Source organism: Flavobacterium sp. AC105 (genome assembly GCF_979258495.1).
The window spans coordinates 411574-429423 of record NZ_OZ409860.1 but is presented as its reverse complement, the minus strand read 5'-3'; the positions used below and the strand labels follow the sequence as shown (position 1 = coordinate 429423).

The following is a 17850-nucleotide window of genomic DNA, read 5'->3' as shown; positions in this document are numbered from 1 at the left end:
TAAAATCCGTTGCTACAAACAGGTCGTTCCTCCGGAACTTTGAGATCCATTATTTTTATTATTTATGTATCCTAACAGGTTTTTCAGCCTGTTAGGTATTTTGGTTCAGCGTATTGTGCTAATTTACCTAACATGTTGAAAAAACCTGTTAGGATATTGAAAACCAATGTGCGTGCGTGAGGGATAGGAGCAATTACCGAAGTAATGTGGATAGCCCGACCGTATTTGCGAAAGGCGCACATAAGCGGTTTGTTAAGTAGCGCCTTTTGTAAATACGGTCACGCCCTGATCATTTATATTTAATTTTTTCAAATCTATTTTCAACGGATTAAAATCCGTTGCTACAATATGTATCGTTCCGCTGGAACTTTTTACCTTTTACTTTTAACTTTTAACACTATTTACTAACCTTATAAACTTCATTTGCCGTAATCATTTCCCAATTATCGGTTCTGAAAGGTGATGCGGGAAATTTTTCTTTGTTGTAAAGATTGATTTCGGTGTCGTCGTCTGCCCAACCGTAATGAACGGCAACGGGATTTGAAACGTTGTCGCTGGAAACGATTATTTTATTGTCTTTGATAATGGCTTTCGCCGAATGAAAAACTTTGTCTGCTCCTGCGATTTCGAATCCTTTTACGTTTTCAGAATTGTCAGAAGTTGATAATCCTGAGCCAATATTATCGAAAGTCAGAATGATTTGATTTCCTTTTATTTGTTTAGATTTATACGTTGGTCCGCTATAAATTTGCTTTTTACCGTAAACATTATGCAACGCAATTGCCGCCAAACGTAAGCCGACATCTTGTTTGTTTGTGGGATGAATGTCTTTTGCGTTGCCAATATCTGTGGTTACCGCCATTCCTGTGTTTGGGAATTTTAGGGTTTCTGTTTGTGCTTCGCGAAGTTCTGCCCAACGACTTCCGACTTTACTATTGCCTTTAAATTCATCAAAAGTGGACAATTGTACAAAGTAAAAAGGAAAATCGCCTTGTTTGAATTTTGTTCGCCAATCTGAAATCATTAACGGAAATGCTTTTTTGTATTGATTGGCACGCCAGACATTGGCTTCGCCCTGATACCATAAAACGCCTTCGATTGCATAAGGAACTAATGGATTTACCATGGCGTTGTACAATAATGACGGATAACTATTGGGTGAAAGTGATGTTTTTACGACGATTACTTTGTATTTCCATTTTCCGTCAAGCGGAATAATTTTGCTGCCTAAAGCTAATTTTAAATCAGCTGAATCGCCGTAGATTCCACCACCACCGCTGTTATCTACAATTCTTACTGCAATAACGTTTGTGCCTTCTTTTAGCACGTTTTGTGGAACTTCATAAACGCGCTTTGCATCCCATTGTGTATTTTTTCCAATTTCGATTCCGTTTACGTATGTGATATCTTCATCGTCTATTTTTGCGAGACTTAAAGTTGCTTTATTTTTGATGTCTTCTGCCGAAAGTGTTATCGTTTTTCGCATCCAGACCACGCCGTCTAAATCGCCTAAAGGCTGGTTTTCCCATAATCCGGGAACGTTTAATTCGCCCCAGGCGGAATCATCAAATGTTGTTTCTTTAAAGGTGTTTTCGTTTTCTGCGCTTACTTCTGTTCCCTGAATTCTTTCGACTCTTTCTTTCATTGATTTTGCATACAATCTCGAAATAGAATCTACATTCATTACCGGAACATCGGCGATCATAGATTTGAATTCATCACTTTTTTGAAATGCTTCGCGGCTTGTCCAGGTTTCGACATTGGTTCCGCCCCAGGATGTGTTGATGATTCCGATTGGGATTTTTAATTCGGCATATAATTTTTTGGCAAAAAAATAGCCTACGGCTGTAAAATTACCCACATTTTCTTTGTTAGAAACCTGCCATTTTCCTGCTTTTAAATCTTCTTTTGGTAAACCGCTTAAATCCTGGGCGACTCCAAAATGACGAATCATTGGATAATTGGAATCGGCTATTTCTTTTTCTGCATTTTTGGTTTTAAAAACCTGAAATTCCATGTTTGATTGTCCGCTGCAAATCCATACTTCGCCCACCAAAACATCTTTTATGACGATTTTGTTTTTTCCTGTAATGATTAATTCAAACGGTCCGCCCGCTTTTTCAGCAGACAGTTTTATCATCCATTTTCCGTTTTTATCGGCTGTAATTGTTTTGGTTTGTTTGTTAAAATGAACTTCTACTTTTTCATTGGCATCAGCCCAACCCCAAACCGGAATTTCTTTATTGCGCTGCAAAACCATTCCGTCAGAAAATAATAATGGCATTCTAACATTCGCATTTGCCATTATACTGCACATTAAAAAAAGAAAGGCTATATTTTTCTTCATTGTCTTATATTTTAAACTACATAAGTGATATAAGTAATTATAAGTTATACTGTATGAAAAACTTAAATTTTCTTATATCACTTATATAGTGAATTTATTTTTTTACTGTAATCCTTCTATTAAAGCGGTTAACGCCTGAGTATCAAAAACGGTATTATCGCTTCGTTTGAAAATTCCGAAACCATTGTCACCAAGATTTCCTTCATCCCAATAAAACGGCAATAATCCGTTTGCTTTGGCTTGTTTTACAACTGTTTTTAAATAATAGGCTCTTGAAGCCAAATGTAGCATTAAGGCATCACCGGTTAAACTTGTACGCCGAATGGCACCAAATTCTCCTAACAAAACCGGAATTCCCTTATCAACAAATTGCGCTTTCATTAATTTGAAGTTTTTCTCCAAATCGGCTTCTTCGCCCCAATTTGCATTTCGATCTGTATCTGTTGTCGAATGATAATTTGCGCCCCAATAATAGAACATTTTTCCCCAGGTTTCGTCTTTGGTTAATCCGGCAAAATTCCACGGAGCATAATAATGCACTTCGACCATCATACGATTCGGTTGTGAATCTGTAGGCAAAGTCAACATCAGTTTATTTGTTTTTTCGATGTCTGTTGTTGGTCCCTGAACTACTAAAGTACGATAGGTGTTTTTTCCTCCGGTAGAACGAACAGCATCTATAAAAGTTTGATGATAAGAAGTTAAAACTGCCATTTGTGCAGCGTTTTCGACCGCAGGTTCATTGGCACTGGCAAAAAGCAAATGCTCATCAAATCCGCGCAATTGCGTTGCTATTTGTTCCCAAAAAGCTTTTTGTTTGGCATTGTTTTCTACTTTTTTGGCTTCGGTAATATTATTTTCGAGCCAGCCGCCGTCCCAGTGAATGTTTACAACGACATACATATTATTATCTACACAATATTGCACAACTTCTTTGACTCTGTTTAGCCAATCTGTTTTTATTTTGGCTGTAGCCGAATTTTCTACATATTGGTTCCACGAACATGGAATTCTAATGGCATTGAAACCATTTGCTTTAACAGCGTCGATTAATGCTTTTGTAACTTTTGGATTTCCCCAAGCAGTTTCTCCTCCTGTAGCTTCAAGCGTGTTCCCGATGTTCCAGCCTAATTTTATTTTTGCGGCTAATTGTGCGGCTGTACTTCCCATTCCGGAATTATCTGCAACAATTGGGTTTGTATTGTAACTTGGATATAATCCTGTAACTTCAGTTTTTGCTTCTTCTTTATCAGAACTGCAAGCCCAAAGACTTAAAAAAGAAAAACATAAAGCGGTGCATAACAGATAACCTTTTATAGTGTTTTTCATTTGGTTTGGTTTAATAGTTAGTTATAAGTTTTATTCAGGCAACTTCATTTTTTATTTATTAAAATAATGCTCTTTAATAAAATCAAAGAGCATTATGTTTCAAGCTTTATTTAATTGTTACAACAAGTTCTTTTTTGATATCTCTTGAAGAATTTCCAACTTTCAAAGTATATTTCCCAGGTTCAATTGTCCATTTTTTAGTGGCAACATCATAATACGCTAATTCCTTTACCGGAACCTGAATTGTTACTGTATTTGAACTTCCTGCTTTTACGAATATTTTTTGGAAACCTTTTAATTCCTGAGCTGCACGTGTAATTTTAGAATCTGATTTTGAAGTGTACAACTGAACAACTTCTTTTCCATCTACTTTTCCTGTGTTTTTAACGTCTACAGAAACTGAAATTGTTTCGTTTTGCGCATATGAAGTTTTATCTGATTTTGCATTATCAAAAGCAAAAGTTGTGTATGATAATCCGTATCCGAAAGGATATAATGGTGCAATATTTTTGGTATCAAACCAACGATATCCTATCAAAATTCCTTCGGCATAATTTACCGTTTTTCCTCCAGGGAAACTGTTTGTGGCATGCGCCGGAGAATCCATAATTTGTTTAGGCATTGTCCATGGTAATTTTCCTGATGGATTTACTTTTCCTAAGATTACATCTGCCAAAGCATTTCCTCCTTCAGAACCGTTAAACCAAGACCACACTAATGCTGAAGTTTTTTTACTGACTGCATCAATATCAAAAGGCGCTCCGGCAACCATAACTACAATTGTTCTTGGATTAACGGCCAATACTTTCTGAATTAATTCTTCTTGTCCAAATGGTAATTTTAAAGTTCTGCGGTCAGAAGCTTCTGTTTCATAATCACGGTTTGAGCCTGCAAAAATGATCGCAACATCAGATTTTTTGGCAGCTTCTACAGCTTCTAATACTTTTGCAGGATCTAATTGATCAATTGTTACCGGACCATTTAAAGTAATATCTCCTAATTTCCCTTTGTTTTTAACATCATAACGCTCTAAATATCCTTCGGCATAATTAATTTTTATGGACGATGGCAATCTGTTTTTTAAACCTTCAAGCGGCGTAATTTCTCTTTTTGTTTTTACACCTGCTCCAAATCCGCCAAGGGCATTTTTCTTGGTTGCATTGTTTCCAATTACGGCGATCGATTTTACGCCGTCTAATTTTAATGGCAATGCATTGTTTTCATTTTTCAATAAAACGATGTCTTCGGTTGCAATTTTATAAGCGTCCTGATAATGTGCTTCTGTTGCTATGCTTCCTTTCACGCGGTCTTTACTTTGACTTCCCATTGCTTTTACCTGAAATAAAGTGCGTAAAATTCTTTTTACGTGTTTATCAATTTCTGCTTCAGAGATTTCTTTGTTTTTTGCGGCAGCAATTAATTTATCGGCAAGGAAAAATTCATTGAATGGTTTTGGAGTTCCCATTTCAATATCCAGTCCGCTTTGTAAAGATTTTACTGTTGAATGTACCGCAGCCCAATCTGAAACGACAACACCTTTAAATCCCCATTCGTCACGCAGGATTTTGTTCAGCATATAATCGTTTTCACATAAATATTCTCCTCTAAATTTGTTGTAAGCGCCCATTATGGCATAAGCATGAGCTTCTTTTATTGCAGCTTCAAAAGCTGGCAAATAAATTTCGCGAAGTGTACGTTCATCAACTTGTACATCGACAAAATCACGATTTGTTTCCTGATTGTTTGCTGCAAAATGTTTTACGCAAGCCATAACATCGTTATCTTGTAAACCAACAATTAACGGCACTGCAATTTTCTTGTTCAAAAACGGATCTTCAGACATGTATTCATACGTTCTTCCTCCAAGCGGCGTTCTCACCATATTAATTGCCGGCGAAAGCAACATGTCTTTTCCTCTTGCACGCAATTCCTGTCCAACGCTGTTTCCAAAAGTATAGGCCATATCAGCATTCCAGGTTGCGGCCAAACCTCCGCCTGCCGGATAATACGTCGCAAAATCATTTGTTAATCCTGCCGGAGCCCAGTTATCACGAGAAATTTCTTCACGAACTCCCAACGGTCCATCGGCCATTTTTAGTTCCGGAATTCCCAAACGTTTTACACCGCCAGAAGTAAACATACTGTTACCGTGCAACATTCCTATTTTTTCCTCCAGTGTCATTTGAGAAACCAATTTGTCGATTTCTGCATCAAATTCTGAACCTATTTCTTTGCCTTTGTATTCTTTCTGAACTGAATTTTCAGCATCAGAACCTGAATTTGCCGCCTCTTTTTTGCAAGAAGTAAATGCAACAAATGCCAATGTTACTGAGAGGTAAATGATTTTGTTTTTCATTTTTTAGTAATTTATTTTAGTTTTTAGATAGTTCGTTTTTAGCAATTATTGTTTTATAAAATTAAACAAAACCACATCATTTTCATTAATCTTAAAGTCTTTGCTATAAGTTCCTTTTGCATTAATTGTCACTTTTTCAGTGGCGACTAAAGTACCATTATTTTTTTCTTTTATCGTTTTTACTTGTTCACGGGTTAACTGATTTGGTCTTCCCAAAGCTAAATAATCGGCGTAAGCATCATTTATTTTATAGCCAACTTTGTAAATTTCTAAAGTATAATTGCCTTTTTGCAAACCATCAATTTCAATCTTTATATTTCCTTTTGCTTTAGAAGGCAAATCCTTTATATAATAGGCTTGATTATTAACAGAATCTCCCGGATGTGTGTTGGTAAAATCCCAAAACAACAACTGAACATTTCCTTTTGAATTTTTTGTCGCCCAAGAAGAGGTGTCTTTATTTTGAAGTTCTGTTTCTCCTAATTTATTCAGAAAAGAATACGAGAAATAAGCCGGTTTTTTGATTCCCTGCGTATTCAGTAATCCAAAACCTCCGTGAAAAGGCGTGAATCTTGGTCCGGCTTCTTCAAAAATATCGGTGAAAACCCAATATGACATGGAGTTTGCGGCATTACCAACTTGTTTTAATTTCTGCAGAATATAAGCTGCCGAATGATAACTGTCGTGAATAGGATCTGCTGGAGTATATGAAGAACTCCATTCTGTATAATGCAATTCTAATTTTGGCTTAGCCGAATTTGAAATCTGCTGACGTGAATTGATTACATCGCCGCTTATACTTGATTCTTCTTTATTTAAAACCGTTCCCGAAGTTCCGAATTCGTCCAGAAATCCTTGTTTTACGCCATAAGTATGTGTCGAAATAAAGTCTAACTGAACATTATTCTTCGCACAGAAGTCTATTGTTTCCGGAACCCAGCCTGCTCCCGCTGTTGCTGGTCCGCCCACTTTATATGCAGGATTTACGCTTTTTATTCCGCGCGCTGCATATTCATATAATTTGAAATATTCTGCCTGCGTCCCTGTCCAGAAACCCGGAGTTAAATTGGGTTCGTTCCAGACTTCAAAATACCATGTTTTTACTTCTTCAGCGCCGTAACGTTCTGTAAAATGCTGGGTTAAATTCCGAATTAAATCTTCCCATTTTTTATAATCTTTTGGAGGTGTAACATTTCCCTTCCACCAAAAAATAGTCTGACTTCCACTTGCCAAAGCTGATGGCATAAAACCCAATTCTACAAATGGTTTCATTTTAATGCTCAATAAAAAATCATACAATACATCGATATATTGGTAGTTGTATTCAGGATTTCCTTTTGAATCTTCGCGATAAACCGCCATATCATCAGACAATAAACCGTGCATTCTGATGTATTTAAAATCACATTCTTTTTTGGTCATTGCCAATTGCTGTTGCCAGTCGGCGCGTAAACCTTCGTTTGCTCTTCCGGCTCCAATGCATTCTTTAAACATCGTGTTTAATGGACCTGAGGTTTTGTTGTAATCGATTTTTATGGTTCTGTTTTCAGCATTGTTGTTTTGTCCAAACAAAATGATATTGTTTAGAAATAATGAAATAAATAGTATTGCTGAATATTTTTTCATCTTAAAATGTTTTTTTCGAATTATGTCGATAACCGTTGCGTTAGTAAACCCGACAGGTTTTAAAAACCTGTCGGGTTTGACAATCTATATTTATAAATTATAGTTTTTTAAATCTAATTGCTGTTCCTCCAGCGCCTCCTAAATGTAATTTTAATACATCTGACGCTTTAACCGTTTTCTTCGAAATTGCGATTTCAGCCGGATTATGTGTTTCGTCAGTTCCTGCAGCATCAGCATAAATTTGAGCTTCGTAAGTTGCCTTTGGATCTAAAAATGATAAGGCAACATTTACATCTCTTGCATTTTCGTTTGTAATTGTTCCTAAATACCAGTCGGCACTATTTCTGTCTTTACGCACTGTGGTGATGTATTCTCCAATTTTTCCTTCTAATACTTTTGTATCTTCCCAATCTGTTGGAACATCTTTTAAGAATTGCAATGCTGGTTTTCCTTCGTAATTTTCAGGAAGATCGGCCATCATTTGAATTGGTGCATAAATCGTTACATATAATGCCAATTGCTGCGCTGCTGTACCGTGCACTCTTTTTCCGGGATAACCTTGTTTTACCTCAACATCAAAAATTCCAGGAGTAAAATCCATTGGTCCGGAAAGCAATCTTGTAAACGGAATAATCGTTAAATGGTTTGGTGGATTTCCTTCGCTCCAGGCATTATATTCTTGTCCGCGCGCTGCTTCTCTCGAAACCATGTTTGGGAAAGTTCTGCGTTCTCCGGTATCTTTTATCGATTCGTGGTATAAAACTGCCAAATCATATTCGGCTGCTTTTTCTAAAATATATCTGAAATAATTCACTCCAAATTGTCCAAAATGCCATTCTTTCATATTTAATTTAGAACCTACGTGACCAATTTTAACCGTGTGAATTCCTAGTTTTTTGTATAAAGCAAAACCTTCGTCAACTTCTTTTAAGTAGTTAATCAAGTTTGAACCTGTTTCATGGTATCCTATCAATTCTACATCTTTTGCTTTTCCATATGCTACTACTTTATCAAGGTCAAAATTGTCTGCGCTTTTTGTAAAGCTAAACATGTGCATTTTGTTTTGATACCAAGCCGGAGTCCAGCCTTTGTTCCAGCCTTCGATCAATAAATGGTGAAATCCTTCTTTGGCTGTAAAATCAATATATTCTTCGGCATGTTTGGTTGTTGCGCCCTGAATGTCACTTTCCCAAAATGAATATTTACCAATGTGCATTCCCCACCAGATTCCGAAGTATTTGTATGGTTTGAAATAACTTCCTGTATTTTTTAATTTATTTGGATCATTTAGATTTAAAATTAAATAAGAAGTGATCAAATCTGCCGGAGTTTCCCCAATTTGAAGCGTTCTCCACGAAGAAGTAAACGTATCTTTTACCCGAACTTTTACACCATCAGACCACGGCACCAAATCAGATTTTAGTTGTGTTCCGGTTGTATTTACCAAAGTCATACTGGCAAAATCAACCAAATTTGCTTCGTGAAAACTTAACGCTAATCCGCTTTTGCTTTCTATAGTTAATGGAGTCAAAACCGTATCTAAAGTACTTACGGGAGCTTCTTTAAAAAGATATTCGTCGCGGTTTTCTCTGTTTGCCGGAATCCACCACGCTTTTCCATCTTGTTTTAGGTTAAAAGTCGTTTTTTCATCCATAATGAAAATACTGTCTTTTACACTTTGTTTTGGATACACATATCGAAATGCAATTCCGTCATCGAAAGCACGAAACTGGATTTCTAACTTGCGTTTGTTTCCGCTTTTTTGCTGTAATTCTACTGATAACTGATTGTAGTGATTTCTGATATTTTTCTTTTCTCCCCAAACTTGTTCCCAAGTTTCATCAAAAGTCGATTTTTTGACACTTTTGATATCAAAATCAGAACTTAAATTTTCATTTCCTTTTAATAAAAATCCCATATCTGATGGTGTAATCACTTCGGTTTTTCCGTGTGACACCGCATATTTTGGAGCGTTTTTTACTAACTCGAATTTGATTTTATTTTGCCCGTTTGGTGAAGCCAATTCGTAAGCATTTTTGTTTTTCTGACTGTATCCAATCGAAACGGAAAGGATTAAAGCGGGAAGAATGAGGTAATTTTTCATGATATTTTTCTTAATTCATTTTTAATAAATCGGGTGTTGCTTTGACGCTTTCACCCGATTTAGAAACTCAACAAAAACTTATTTTTATCCTTAATTTGGATTATTCTTTTGCCACGAATTCTCGCGAATTTAATTGTGACTGTTTTTTGCCACAGATTAAAAAGATTCAAAATGATTTCTTTATTTTCTGTGGGTTTATTTTTTCTTGCAGATTTTGCAGATCATGCAGATTTTTAATTTTTAATTCTCAATTTTTAATTCTTTTATCCCGTAGGGATTTAATGTTGGTAGAAAAAAACAGAAAACCGGTTTCAATGTCCCGTCAGGGACTACATGTTCTTCTTTTGTGTATTCCCTAACGGGAAAAATGACTACATTGGTTGATATTGCTACCGACATGAAATCCCTACGGGATAAAAATCACTCAATTTTTAATTCTTTAATTCTGTGACTTTTGCGACGAATTATCACAAATTAATTCGTGTAAATTCGTGTAATTCGTGGCAACTTTTTTTATTTTATCCACTCTGTTTTCAGAGTCGTTTTTCCTTGAAATGGGTTTGATGTTACATCAAAATTGTTTCCGTTTTTGGTTACTTTAATTTCTTTTACTGCATCTCCGTCCGGTAAAAATACTTTGGCTGTCGCCGAAGTTGTTTTGTCGCTGGCATAAACTTTTAAGGTTAATTTGCTCCAATCCATGTCTTTTGTAGATTGTGCTAAAGCGATGTGGGGCAAAGCTGTTCCGTCTTTTACTAAAACTACGATTGGTACTTCGCCGGCTTTGATTTTATGCCAGCCTGATTGATATACTTTTTTGGTTTGATAATCAATCCATGTTCCTTCCGGAAGGTAAACGTCTCTTTCGGTTACTTCTTCAAAAAGTGGTGCAACCAGCATGCTTGAGCCAAATAAATATTCGTTGTCTACTAACCAAGCTCCCGGATCATTTGGATATTCTACAAATAAAGCACGCATCATTGGCAATCCTTTTTGTGAACTTTCTTTTGCCTGAGCGTAGATATATGGCATTAATTCGTAACGCATATTATCTGCTTTTCTAAATCCTTCAAGAAAATCTTTGCTGTACAACCAAGGTTCGCGCGGAGGTTCACCGTGGCTTCTTACGTGTGAGGTAAACATCCCGAAAGGTGCCCATCTTCTGTATAAATTCTCCGGTGATTTTGTTGCAAATCCTCCTACGTCATGACTCCAGAAACTGAATCCGCTTAGACCTAATGAAAGTCCGCCGCGTAATTCTGCCGACATTGCTCCGTTTGAAGTTTCGGCATCTCCACCCCAATGTAACGGGTAACGCTGAGATCCTGCCCAGGTACTTCTTGCCCAGATTAACGTATATCCTTTTTCTTTTTGAGTAATTTCTGCTACAGCCTTATTGTATCTTAACGGGTATAAATTATGTTCATAAAAACCTGTTCTTCCTGAATGGTAAATTCCGTCTGGCGGCGCTGCTTCTCCAAAATCTACTTTGAAAACCGAAACGCCCTGATCAAATAAATGTTTCAGTTTTGCCTGATACCAGGTTACGGTTTCAGGATTTGAGAAATCAAGAACGGCATCTTCGTACGGAAGATTTCCTTTGCGATCTCTTACGGCTAAGTTTTTATCCATGATTTCATTGAACAAGGTATTCTTTGGTGAAAAATACGGCAATTGCCATAAACACACATGAAAACCATCGTCTTTAAGATCTGACATCATTTTTTGTGCATCCGGAAAACGGTCTTTAGAAAACTCATAATTATTTCTCCAATCTACATCAAACCAACCGGTATCAAAGTGAATTACATCTGTTGGGATTTTATATTTACGTAAATCTTTTGCTACTTGTCTTCCTTCTTTTTCAGAGAAATACGTGATTCGGCTCATCCAGAAACCAAATGACCAAAGCGGTGGCATGGCTGCTTTTCCGGTTAAATCTGTGTATTGGTCCAGAACGTCTTTTGGTTCTCCGATGAAGAAAAACAAATCGGCTTCATCATCTCCAATGTACATTTCGTTTGCACTTGCATAATATTTTCCAAAATCAACTGTAATTGGTGTCGAATGGTGCATGAAAACGCCGTAACCACGGCTACTCATATAAAACGGAATTGGTTTGTACATCGTTTCATTCTGGATTCCGTTTGCATCATCTGTCCATAAAATTACTTTTTGTCCGCGTTTGTTGAATTGTGTGAAAGATTCTCCACAACCAAATATTTTTTCGTCCGGTTCTAAGCTAAAAGCCGCGCCCATACTTCTGGAATAATCGCTATTTCTGCGTACATACGAGAACGGAAGTGTTGGTGTATAGGTATTTTTGAAATCAGAATCATGAAGCGTACTTGTCAATAATTTTCCATTTTCATCGTAAATTTTTACGTGCCATGGTTTTGTCAAAATTTCTACAACTCCGTGTTTGCTGGTGTATCTATGTCCGCCTTCTATTTTAGAATATTTCCATAATTCAGGATGATTTGGTGCAACACCATTTATCAGCATTAGGGATTCTTTTTCAGGATGAAATTGCGGCCCTGAAGTCGTTTTGATTCGGATCGTTCTGTCTGAAACAAACTGAATCTGAAACGGCAATTCTGGTGACTCCTGATATTCTGTTGTTGGAAATTCGTTCGCTTTTTCAACATCCGGTTTCATCATCATGTTATTGAAAGCCTGACGTGTTTTATAATTGTATCTCAAATATTTTATCGTTCCTTTCCCCGTTGCCGGATCAAAAGCGGTCAGTTCATCGGCAAAATAAAAGGTGTTCAGATAATTCTGAAAATCTTTACTGATGTCTATTGGTGCATTAAGCACATCTGCATTTTGAATTTGTGCAGACGCTTTTGGCATAAGCAGCAATCCAAACATACAGATTGAAAACAATGTGGTTAGTTGTGCGTTTTTCATTTGTTAATTTTATTATTTCCTTTCCTGCAAGGTTTTCAAAACCTTGTAGGTATTGTGTTAGCCTATTCGATGTGTTAATTATACCTACAAGGTTTTGAAAACCTTGCAGGAATAGCGGTGACTTATTACTCTGCTGTAATTACAATTGTCGCTGGTTTTAATCCATTCGCTTTAGCGGTTAATTCTAATCTTCCTGTTTTATTTTCAGATTGAATAATGACCAAACATTTTCCGTTAAGCGCGGTGTGTTTTGAACCTTTGTATGATTCGTGACTTACCGGATCTCCGCTGCAAACGCCTACGATTTTCCCGTCTCCTTTTAATGAGAAATTGATTTCGTTATTTGCCGTTGGTGCCAAAGTTCCTTTTGCATCGAGAATATCAACCGTTACAAATGACAAATCATTTCCGTCGGCTTTGATGTTACTTCTGTCTGCCGTAAGTTTTAATTGCGATGGACTTTCGGCTGTTTTGATTTCGGTTTCCAGAACTGTTTTTCCGTTTTTACGGGAAACTGCTTTTAGAGTTCCGGGTTGGAAAGGAATTCTCCACATAACGTGTAAATCGTCTCCTTTTTTACTTCTGATTCCAACTGATTTTCCGTTAAGGAAAAGTTCAACCTCATCTGCATTATTATAGTATGCCCAAACATCAACGGTTTGTCCGGCTTTCCAGTTCCAATGTGGAAAAATGTGCAGCACGGTTTTGTCTGTCCATTCGCTTTGGTACATATAATACACGTCTTTTGGGAAACCGGCTAAATCTACAATTCCAAAATAAGAACTGATCGACGGCCATTCGTACGGAGTTGGTTCTCCGATGTAATCGAAACCTGTCCAGATGTACATTCCTGAAAGGAAATCGTATTTTTTAATGACTTTCCAGGTGGCTTCGTGTGTAGAACCCCAAGGCGTTTGAACCTGATCGTAAGCGGAAACTGTATTGCCCGGATTTCCTTTTGTAAATTTTTGATCCCAACTTACCGGCCATTTTTTTATAGTATCTGAAACTTTATCATAATAACCGCGAGTTTGTAATCCTGAAGTAGTTTCGGTTGCGATGAAAGGAATTCCAGGGAAATTTTCTTTATGATGTGCATAAGTTTGATGCGCATAATTGTATCCGATAAGATCTAAAACTCCAGATTTTGCAAGAGGATTAAACTGCACATTCTTTTTTTCGAATTGTAACGTTACGTCATCAATATTCATATTTACGGGCGGATTCATCGCTGCTGTAAGTGGTCGCGTTTTATCGATCAGACGTACAATTCCAGCCAATTCTTTTGCGATTTCAACACCCTTTTCATTCCATTGTTCCGGAATTTCGTTTCCAATACTCCATATAAAAATACTTGGATGATTACGGTCGCGAAGCAATTGATCTGTTAAATCTTTTTTGTGCCATTTGTCCCAATCATTTCCGTAATCGTATTTGGTTTTATTTTGTTTCCACATGTCGAAAGCTTCATCCATGACAATGAAACCCATTTTATCGCAAAGGTCTAAAAGTTCCGGAGCTGGCGGATTATGTGAAGTTCTGATTCCGTTTACGCCCATCTCTTTCAAAATTTCAAGTTGACGTTCGATCGCTCTTGTATTAATTGCTGAACCTAACGGACCTAAATCATGGTGCATACAAACTCCTTTAATTTTGACCTTTTTTCCGTTAAGGATAAAACCTTTATCGGTATCAAATTTGAAATCTCTTATTCCGAAATTGGTTTTGTATTGATCTACAATTTTATCATCTACCGAAATTTCTGTAACTGCTGTATACAATTCAGGCTTTTCTACAGACCATAAAACTGGCGTTTCAACCTCAGTTTCCTGTTTAAGGATTTGATTTGCGTTTGCACCAATAGTTATATTTTGAGTAACCGATGTTACTTTGGTATTTTCTTTAAAAATTGTGGTTGTAATAGTTGCTTTTTTTGAAGCTGGGTTTTGATTCTGAATCGTAGTTTCAAAATTTACCGAAGCTTTTTCGGCACTCACTTTTGGAGTTGTCACATAAGTTCCCCATTGTGCAACGTGTACTTTATCGGTGGTTTCGATCCAGACATTTCTAAAAATTCCTGATCCTGAATACCAGCGCGAATTGGGTTGTTTTGAATTATCAACTTTTACGATAATTTCGTTGTCTTTTTCGCCGTAATTTAAATAAGAGGAAATTTCATATTGAAAGCCAATATATCCGTTTGGACGTTTTCCTAAATAATGCCCGTTTACCCAGACTTCGCTGTTTTTATAAACGCCGTCAAAGATAACTGATATTACTTTATCTTTATCAGAATCACTTATCTTGAAATTTTTCTTATACCATCCTAAACCTCCATTAAGTGCTCCACCTCCATATCCTGCTGGACTTTTTTCGTCAAATTTACCTTCGATACTCCAATCATGCGGAACATTTAAGGTTCTCCATTTAGTCGAAGTTCCAATAGTGTCTTTATCAATTATGCTATCATTTAAATGAAAACTCCAATCTGCATTAAAAGAGACTTTTCGGTTATCAAAAACATTTTCTTTTTTACTGCACGAACCAAATAGTATAATTCCGATTAACATTAATAATGATAATCCGTTATTTAAGTATTTACTTTTATTCTTCATTTCGACAGGATTTTTATTGTTTGTAAAAACAAATATAAACATACCGATAAGTGACTGTATCAATCCCCTACCGGTATGTTTATTTTTTATGTAATTATGGTTTTGGTTTGTAGTGAAAAACAATCAGACAAACTCCTTCGCCAGTTCTGCTTTTATCTCTGATAACTCCTAATCTTAATGAAGTTGCGCTAAGTTCTACCACTTTTACACTATACCAATTGCTTACATCTCCGTAATAATCTCCTCCGTAAAGCATTTCTACCCCACCATTAAAAGTCAATTTATTATTTGCGATATCAAAACCGTAAGTTCCTGTTTTAGTAGTTTTTTGTGTAGTTGTAAGAGCGGTTTGTGTTACTGTTGTATTATAACCTCGGTTAAGGTCAAATTTCATTTCGCCCCAATCTTTACTTGGCATAACCCACGAATTACTTGCATAGTCCGGAAACCAGTTCCAATTATCTCCGGATGCACCAGGATAATCTAAACCTGACCAGCCTACCGGATCGATAAAGTCTAAAACCCATGTTTTTCCGTCTACTCCATTGGTAAGCATGTTCCATCTTGGATCGCTAAAATAGCTTTCATCATTTTCGGCAACATCAACTACAACCGGTGCGGCATCTACAGAACCTCCTCTTGTATAAGCGGTAAAATAAACAGTATATTTTCCTGCGAAAGGAAGCGTAACCTGATCGTCGCTTTTATTAGAATGCCCTAATTCGTTACCATTTTCATCTGTATATTTCCAATACGGAATTACGGTTGGATCTTCATTTTTTAAAATCACTATGTTTTTATTCGCAGCATTTTGTGTTACTGAAAATTTTAGGTTTGATGCCGTTTGTGTAACTGCAGGCAAACTCTCACGGTCTTCAACCGGCTCACACGAAAACAATAAGGAGCCTATGGTTATTGCAGCTATTACTATATATAGAATACGTTTCATAATCATTTGTTTTTAAAATTAATTACCAACCCGGGTTTTGAGAAATAGTACCGTTTGAAAGCACTATTTGAGATTGTGGCAACGGGAACCAGCCTAAAGTTTCTGGTCTAAAAGTCACTGCAAAATCAGATCCTGCGTCATTATTATCGATTGCCGATTTTGCTACATCTACACCTTGTCTGATTAAATCGAAATAACGTTGTCCTTCAAGCGCTAACTCTAAACGACGCTCATTCATAATAGCTGCTTTTGTAACTGGTATTCTGTGCGTTGTATTTTTGAAAGCACGATCACGAACTCCGTCTAAATCTGCTTGCGCTAAAGCTGCATTTGTTCCTAAGTTCAATTCAGCAGCCATTAACAATACATCTGAAAAACGGATAATAGCATAATCCTGGTAGTTGTCAATCTGGAAATTTCCTCCGTTAGCTTCTACAACACTTACTCCGGCTTCATTGGTAATTGGGCAATATTTTTTCCATGAATATCCTGTGTATTGACGTTGTTCTCTTGCACCTGCATCAAAGTTTAAATTCTCGGCAGCATAACTAATGATTGTTGCGTCTCTACGTGTATCTCCAGCTTCATAGGCATTGTATAATTTAGGATTTACTGTTGCTCCACCCCAACCTGTTGCATATTTACCAATAGCTCCGCCACGTGGTGCAATATCAACCTGAAAACGGTTTCCTTCGTTTAAATTCCAATCTCCTTTTCCTGAACCGTTAAAACGTACCGCCCAGACCATTTCTGTATTATCTTCTCCGGCAAATTTCTCAAAAGAAGCAGCCAGCCAAAGATTAGCAAAATCAGGAAGTAATGCATGTCCGCTATTACTAACCACATCATTAATATAAGTCGTTGCTTGTGCTTTTGTAATTACACCCGCTAAATCTGCTTTTTTGTAATAATCTGTATAGAATAAAAAGGTTCTTGCCAAATAAGCTTCGGCAGCCCATTTTGTAATACGTCCGTAATTTGCATTTCCTGATTGCGAATAATTGTCATTGTTTAAATTATCTGCAGCAAACTTCAAATCATTTGCGATTAAAGCATACGTAACCTCAGCAGATTGTCTTGGCAATTGAAACTCTGTAGAACTAATAGTGTGATCTAAAGGCACAATATCACCGAACATTTTAGCAGCCTGAAAATGGAAATGTGCTCTTAAAAAACGAGCTTCTGCTTCGTATCTTGTTTTTAAAGCAGTATCAGTTCCCCAGTTTACGTTGTTCAGGTGTTCTAATAAAATATTGGCTCTGTAAATTCCTAAATAAGAATTTTTCCAGACATCGGCATTCATATCTTTATTAGAAACGTATAAAAAACGATCCCATTCGATATCTGACTGCGCATCCGCAATACCATATCCTCCAAAACAATCATCAGAAGCCTGCTCGCTAATCAACAAAGGTCCTCCGTAAGCTTCGCGTTGCAATATGTCGTAAATAGCAACTAATCCCTGATAAGCATCAGTTGGTGTTTTATAAAAATTTTCTTCAACCTTAGTTGTAGAAGGTTCTGTATCCAGAAAATCATCTGAACAAGCTCCCAAAACGAATAAGCTTGAGACAGCTAATAATTTTATATATTTTTTCATCGTTTTTAAAA

General features: G+C 36.7%; 9 protein-coding genes. All 9 read right to left on the bottom strand.

Translation table 11 applies throughout. The features are described from left to right. Positions 1 to 397: 397 nt before the first annotated feature. Positions 398 to 2347 carry a sialate O-acetylesterase gene (locus ACZ0AH_RS01675; RefSeq protein ID WP_463474163.1) on the bottom strand — a complete coding sequence of 650 codons (1950 nt, stop codon included), beginning with the start codon at positions 2345 to 2347 and terminating at the stop codon, positions 398 to 400. Positions 2348 to 2449: 102 nt separating this feature from the next. Next, positions 2450 to 3676, bottom strand: a complete 1227-nt coding sequence (locus ACZ0AH_RS01670; RefSeq protein ID WP_463474162.1) for a glycoside hydrolase family 5 protein — start codon at positions 3674 to 3676, stop codon at positions 2450 to 2452. A gap of 106 nt (positions 3677 to 3782) precedes the next feature. Then, a complete protein-coding gene (locus ACZ0AH_RS01665; RefSeq protein ID WP_463474161.1) occupies positions 3783 to 6032 on the bottom strand; it encodes a glycoside hydrolase family 3 C-terminal domain-containing protein in 2250 nt (749 codons plus the stop codon). A 45-nt stretch (positions 6033 to 6077) separates the two neighbouring features. Further along, on the bottom strand, positions 6078 to 7658 hold the full coding sequence (locus ACZ0AH_RS01660) for a GH39 family glycosyl hydrolase (protein ID WP_463474160.1): 1581 nt from the start codon (positions 7656 to 7658) through the stop codon (positions 6078 to 6080). A 97-nt stretch (positions 7659 to 7755) separates the two neighbouring features. Then, positions 7756 to 9762, bottom strand: a complete 2007-nt coding sequence (locus tag ACZ0AH_RS01655) for a glycoside hydrolase family 97 protein (protein WP_463474159.1) — start codon at positions 9760 to 9762, stop codon at positions 7756 to 7758. A 513-nt stretch (positions 9763 to 10275) separates the two neighbouring features. Beyond that, positions 10276 to 12675, bottom strand: a complete 2400-nt coding sequence (locus ACZ0AH_RS01650; RefSeq protein ID WP_463474158.1) for a glycoside hydrolase family 31 protein — start codon at positions 12673 to 12675, stop codon at positions 10276 to 10278. A 125-nt stretch (positions 12676 to 12800) separates the two neighbouring features. Further along, complete coding sequence (locus ACZ0AH_RS01645) at positions 12801 to 15290, bottom strand: glycoside hydrolase family 2 TIM barrel-domain containing protein (RefSeq protein ID WP_463474157.1); 2490 nt, start codon at positions 15288 to 15290, stop codon at positions 12801 to 12803. 94 nt (positions 15291 to 15384) lie between these two features. After that, complete coding sequence (locus ACZ0AH_RS01640) at positions 15385 to 16239, bottom strand: hypothetical protein (protein ID WP_463474156.1); 855 nt, start codon at positions 16237 to 16239, stop codon at positions 15385 to 15387. Positions 16240 to 16261: 22 nt separating this feature from the next. Continuing rightward, positions 16262 to 17839 (bottom strand): RagB/SusD family nutrient uptake outer membrane protein, encoded by a 1578-nt coding sequence (locus ACZ0AH_RS01635; protein WP_463474155.1) that lies wholly within the window; start codon positions 17837 to 17839, stop codon positions 16262 to 16264. Between the last annotated feature and the right edge of the window lie 11 nt (positions 17840 to 17850).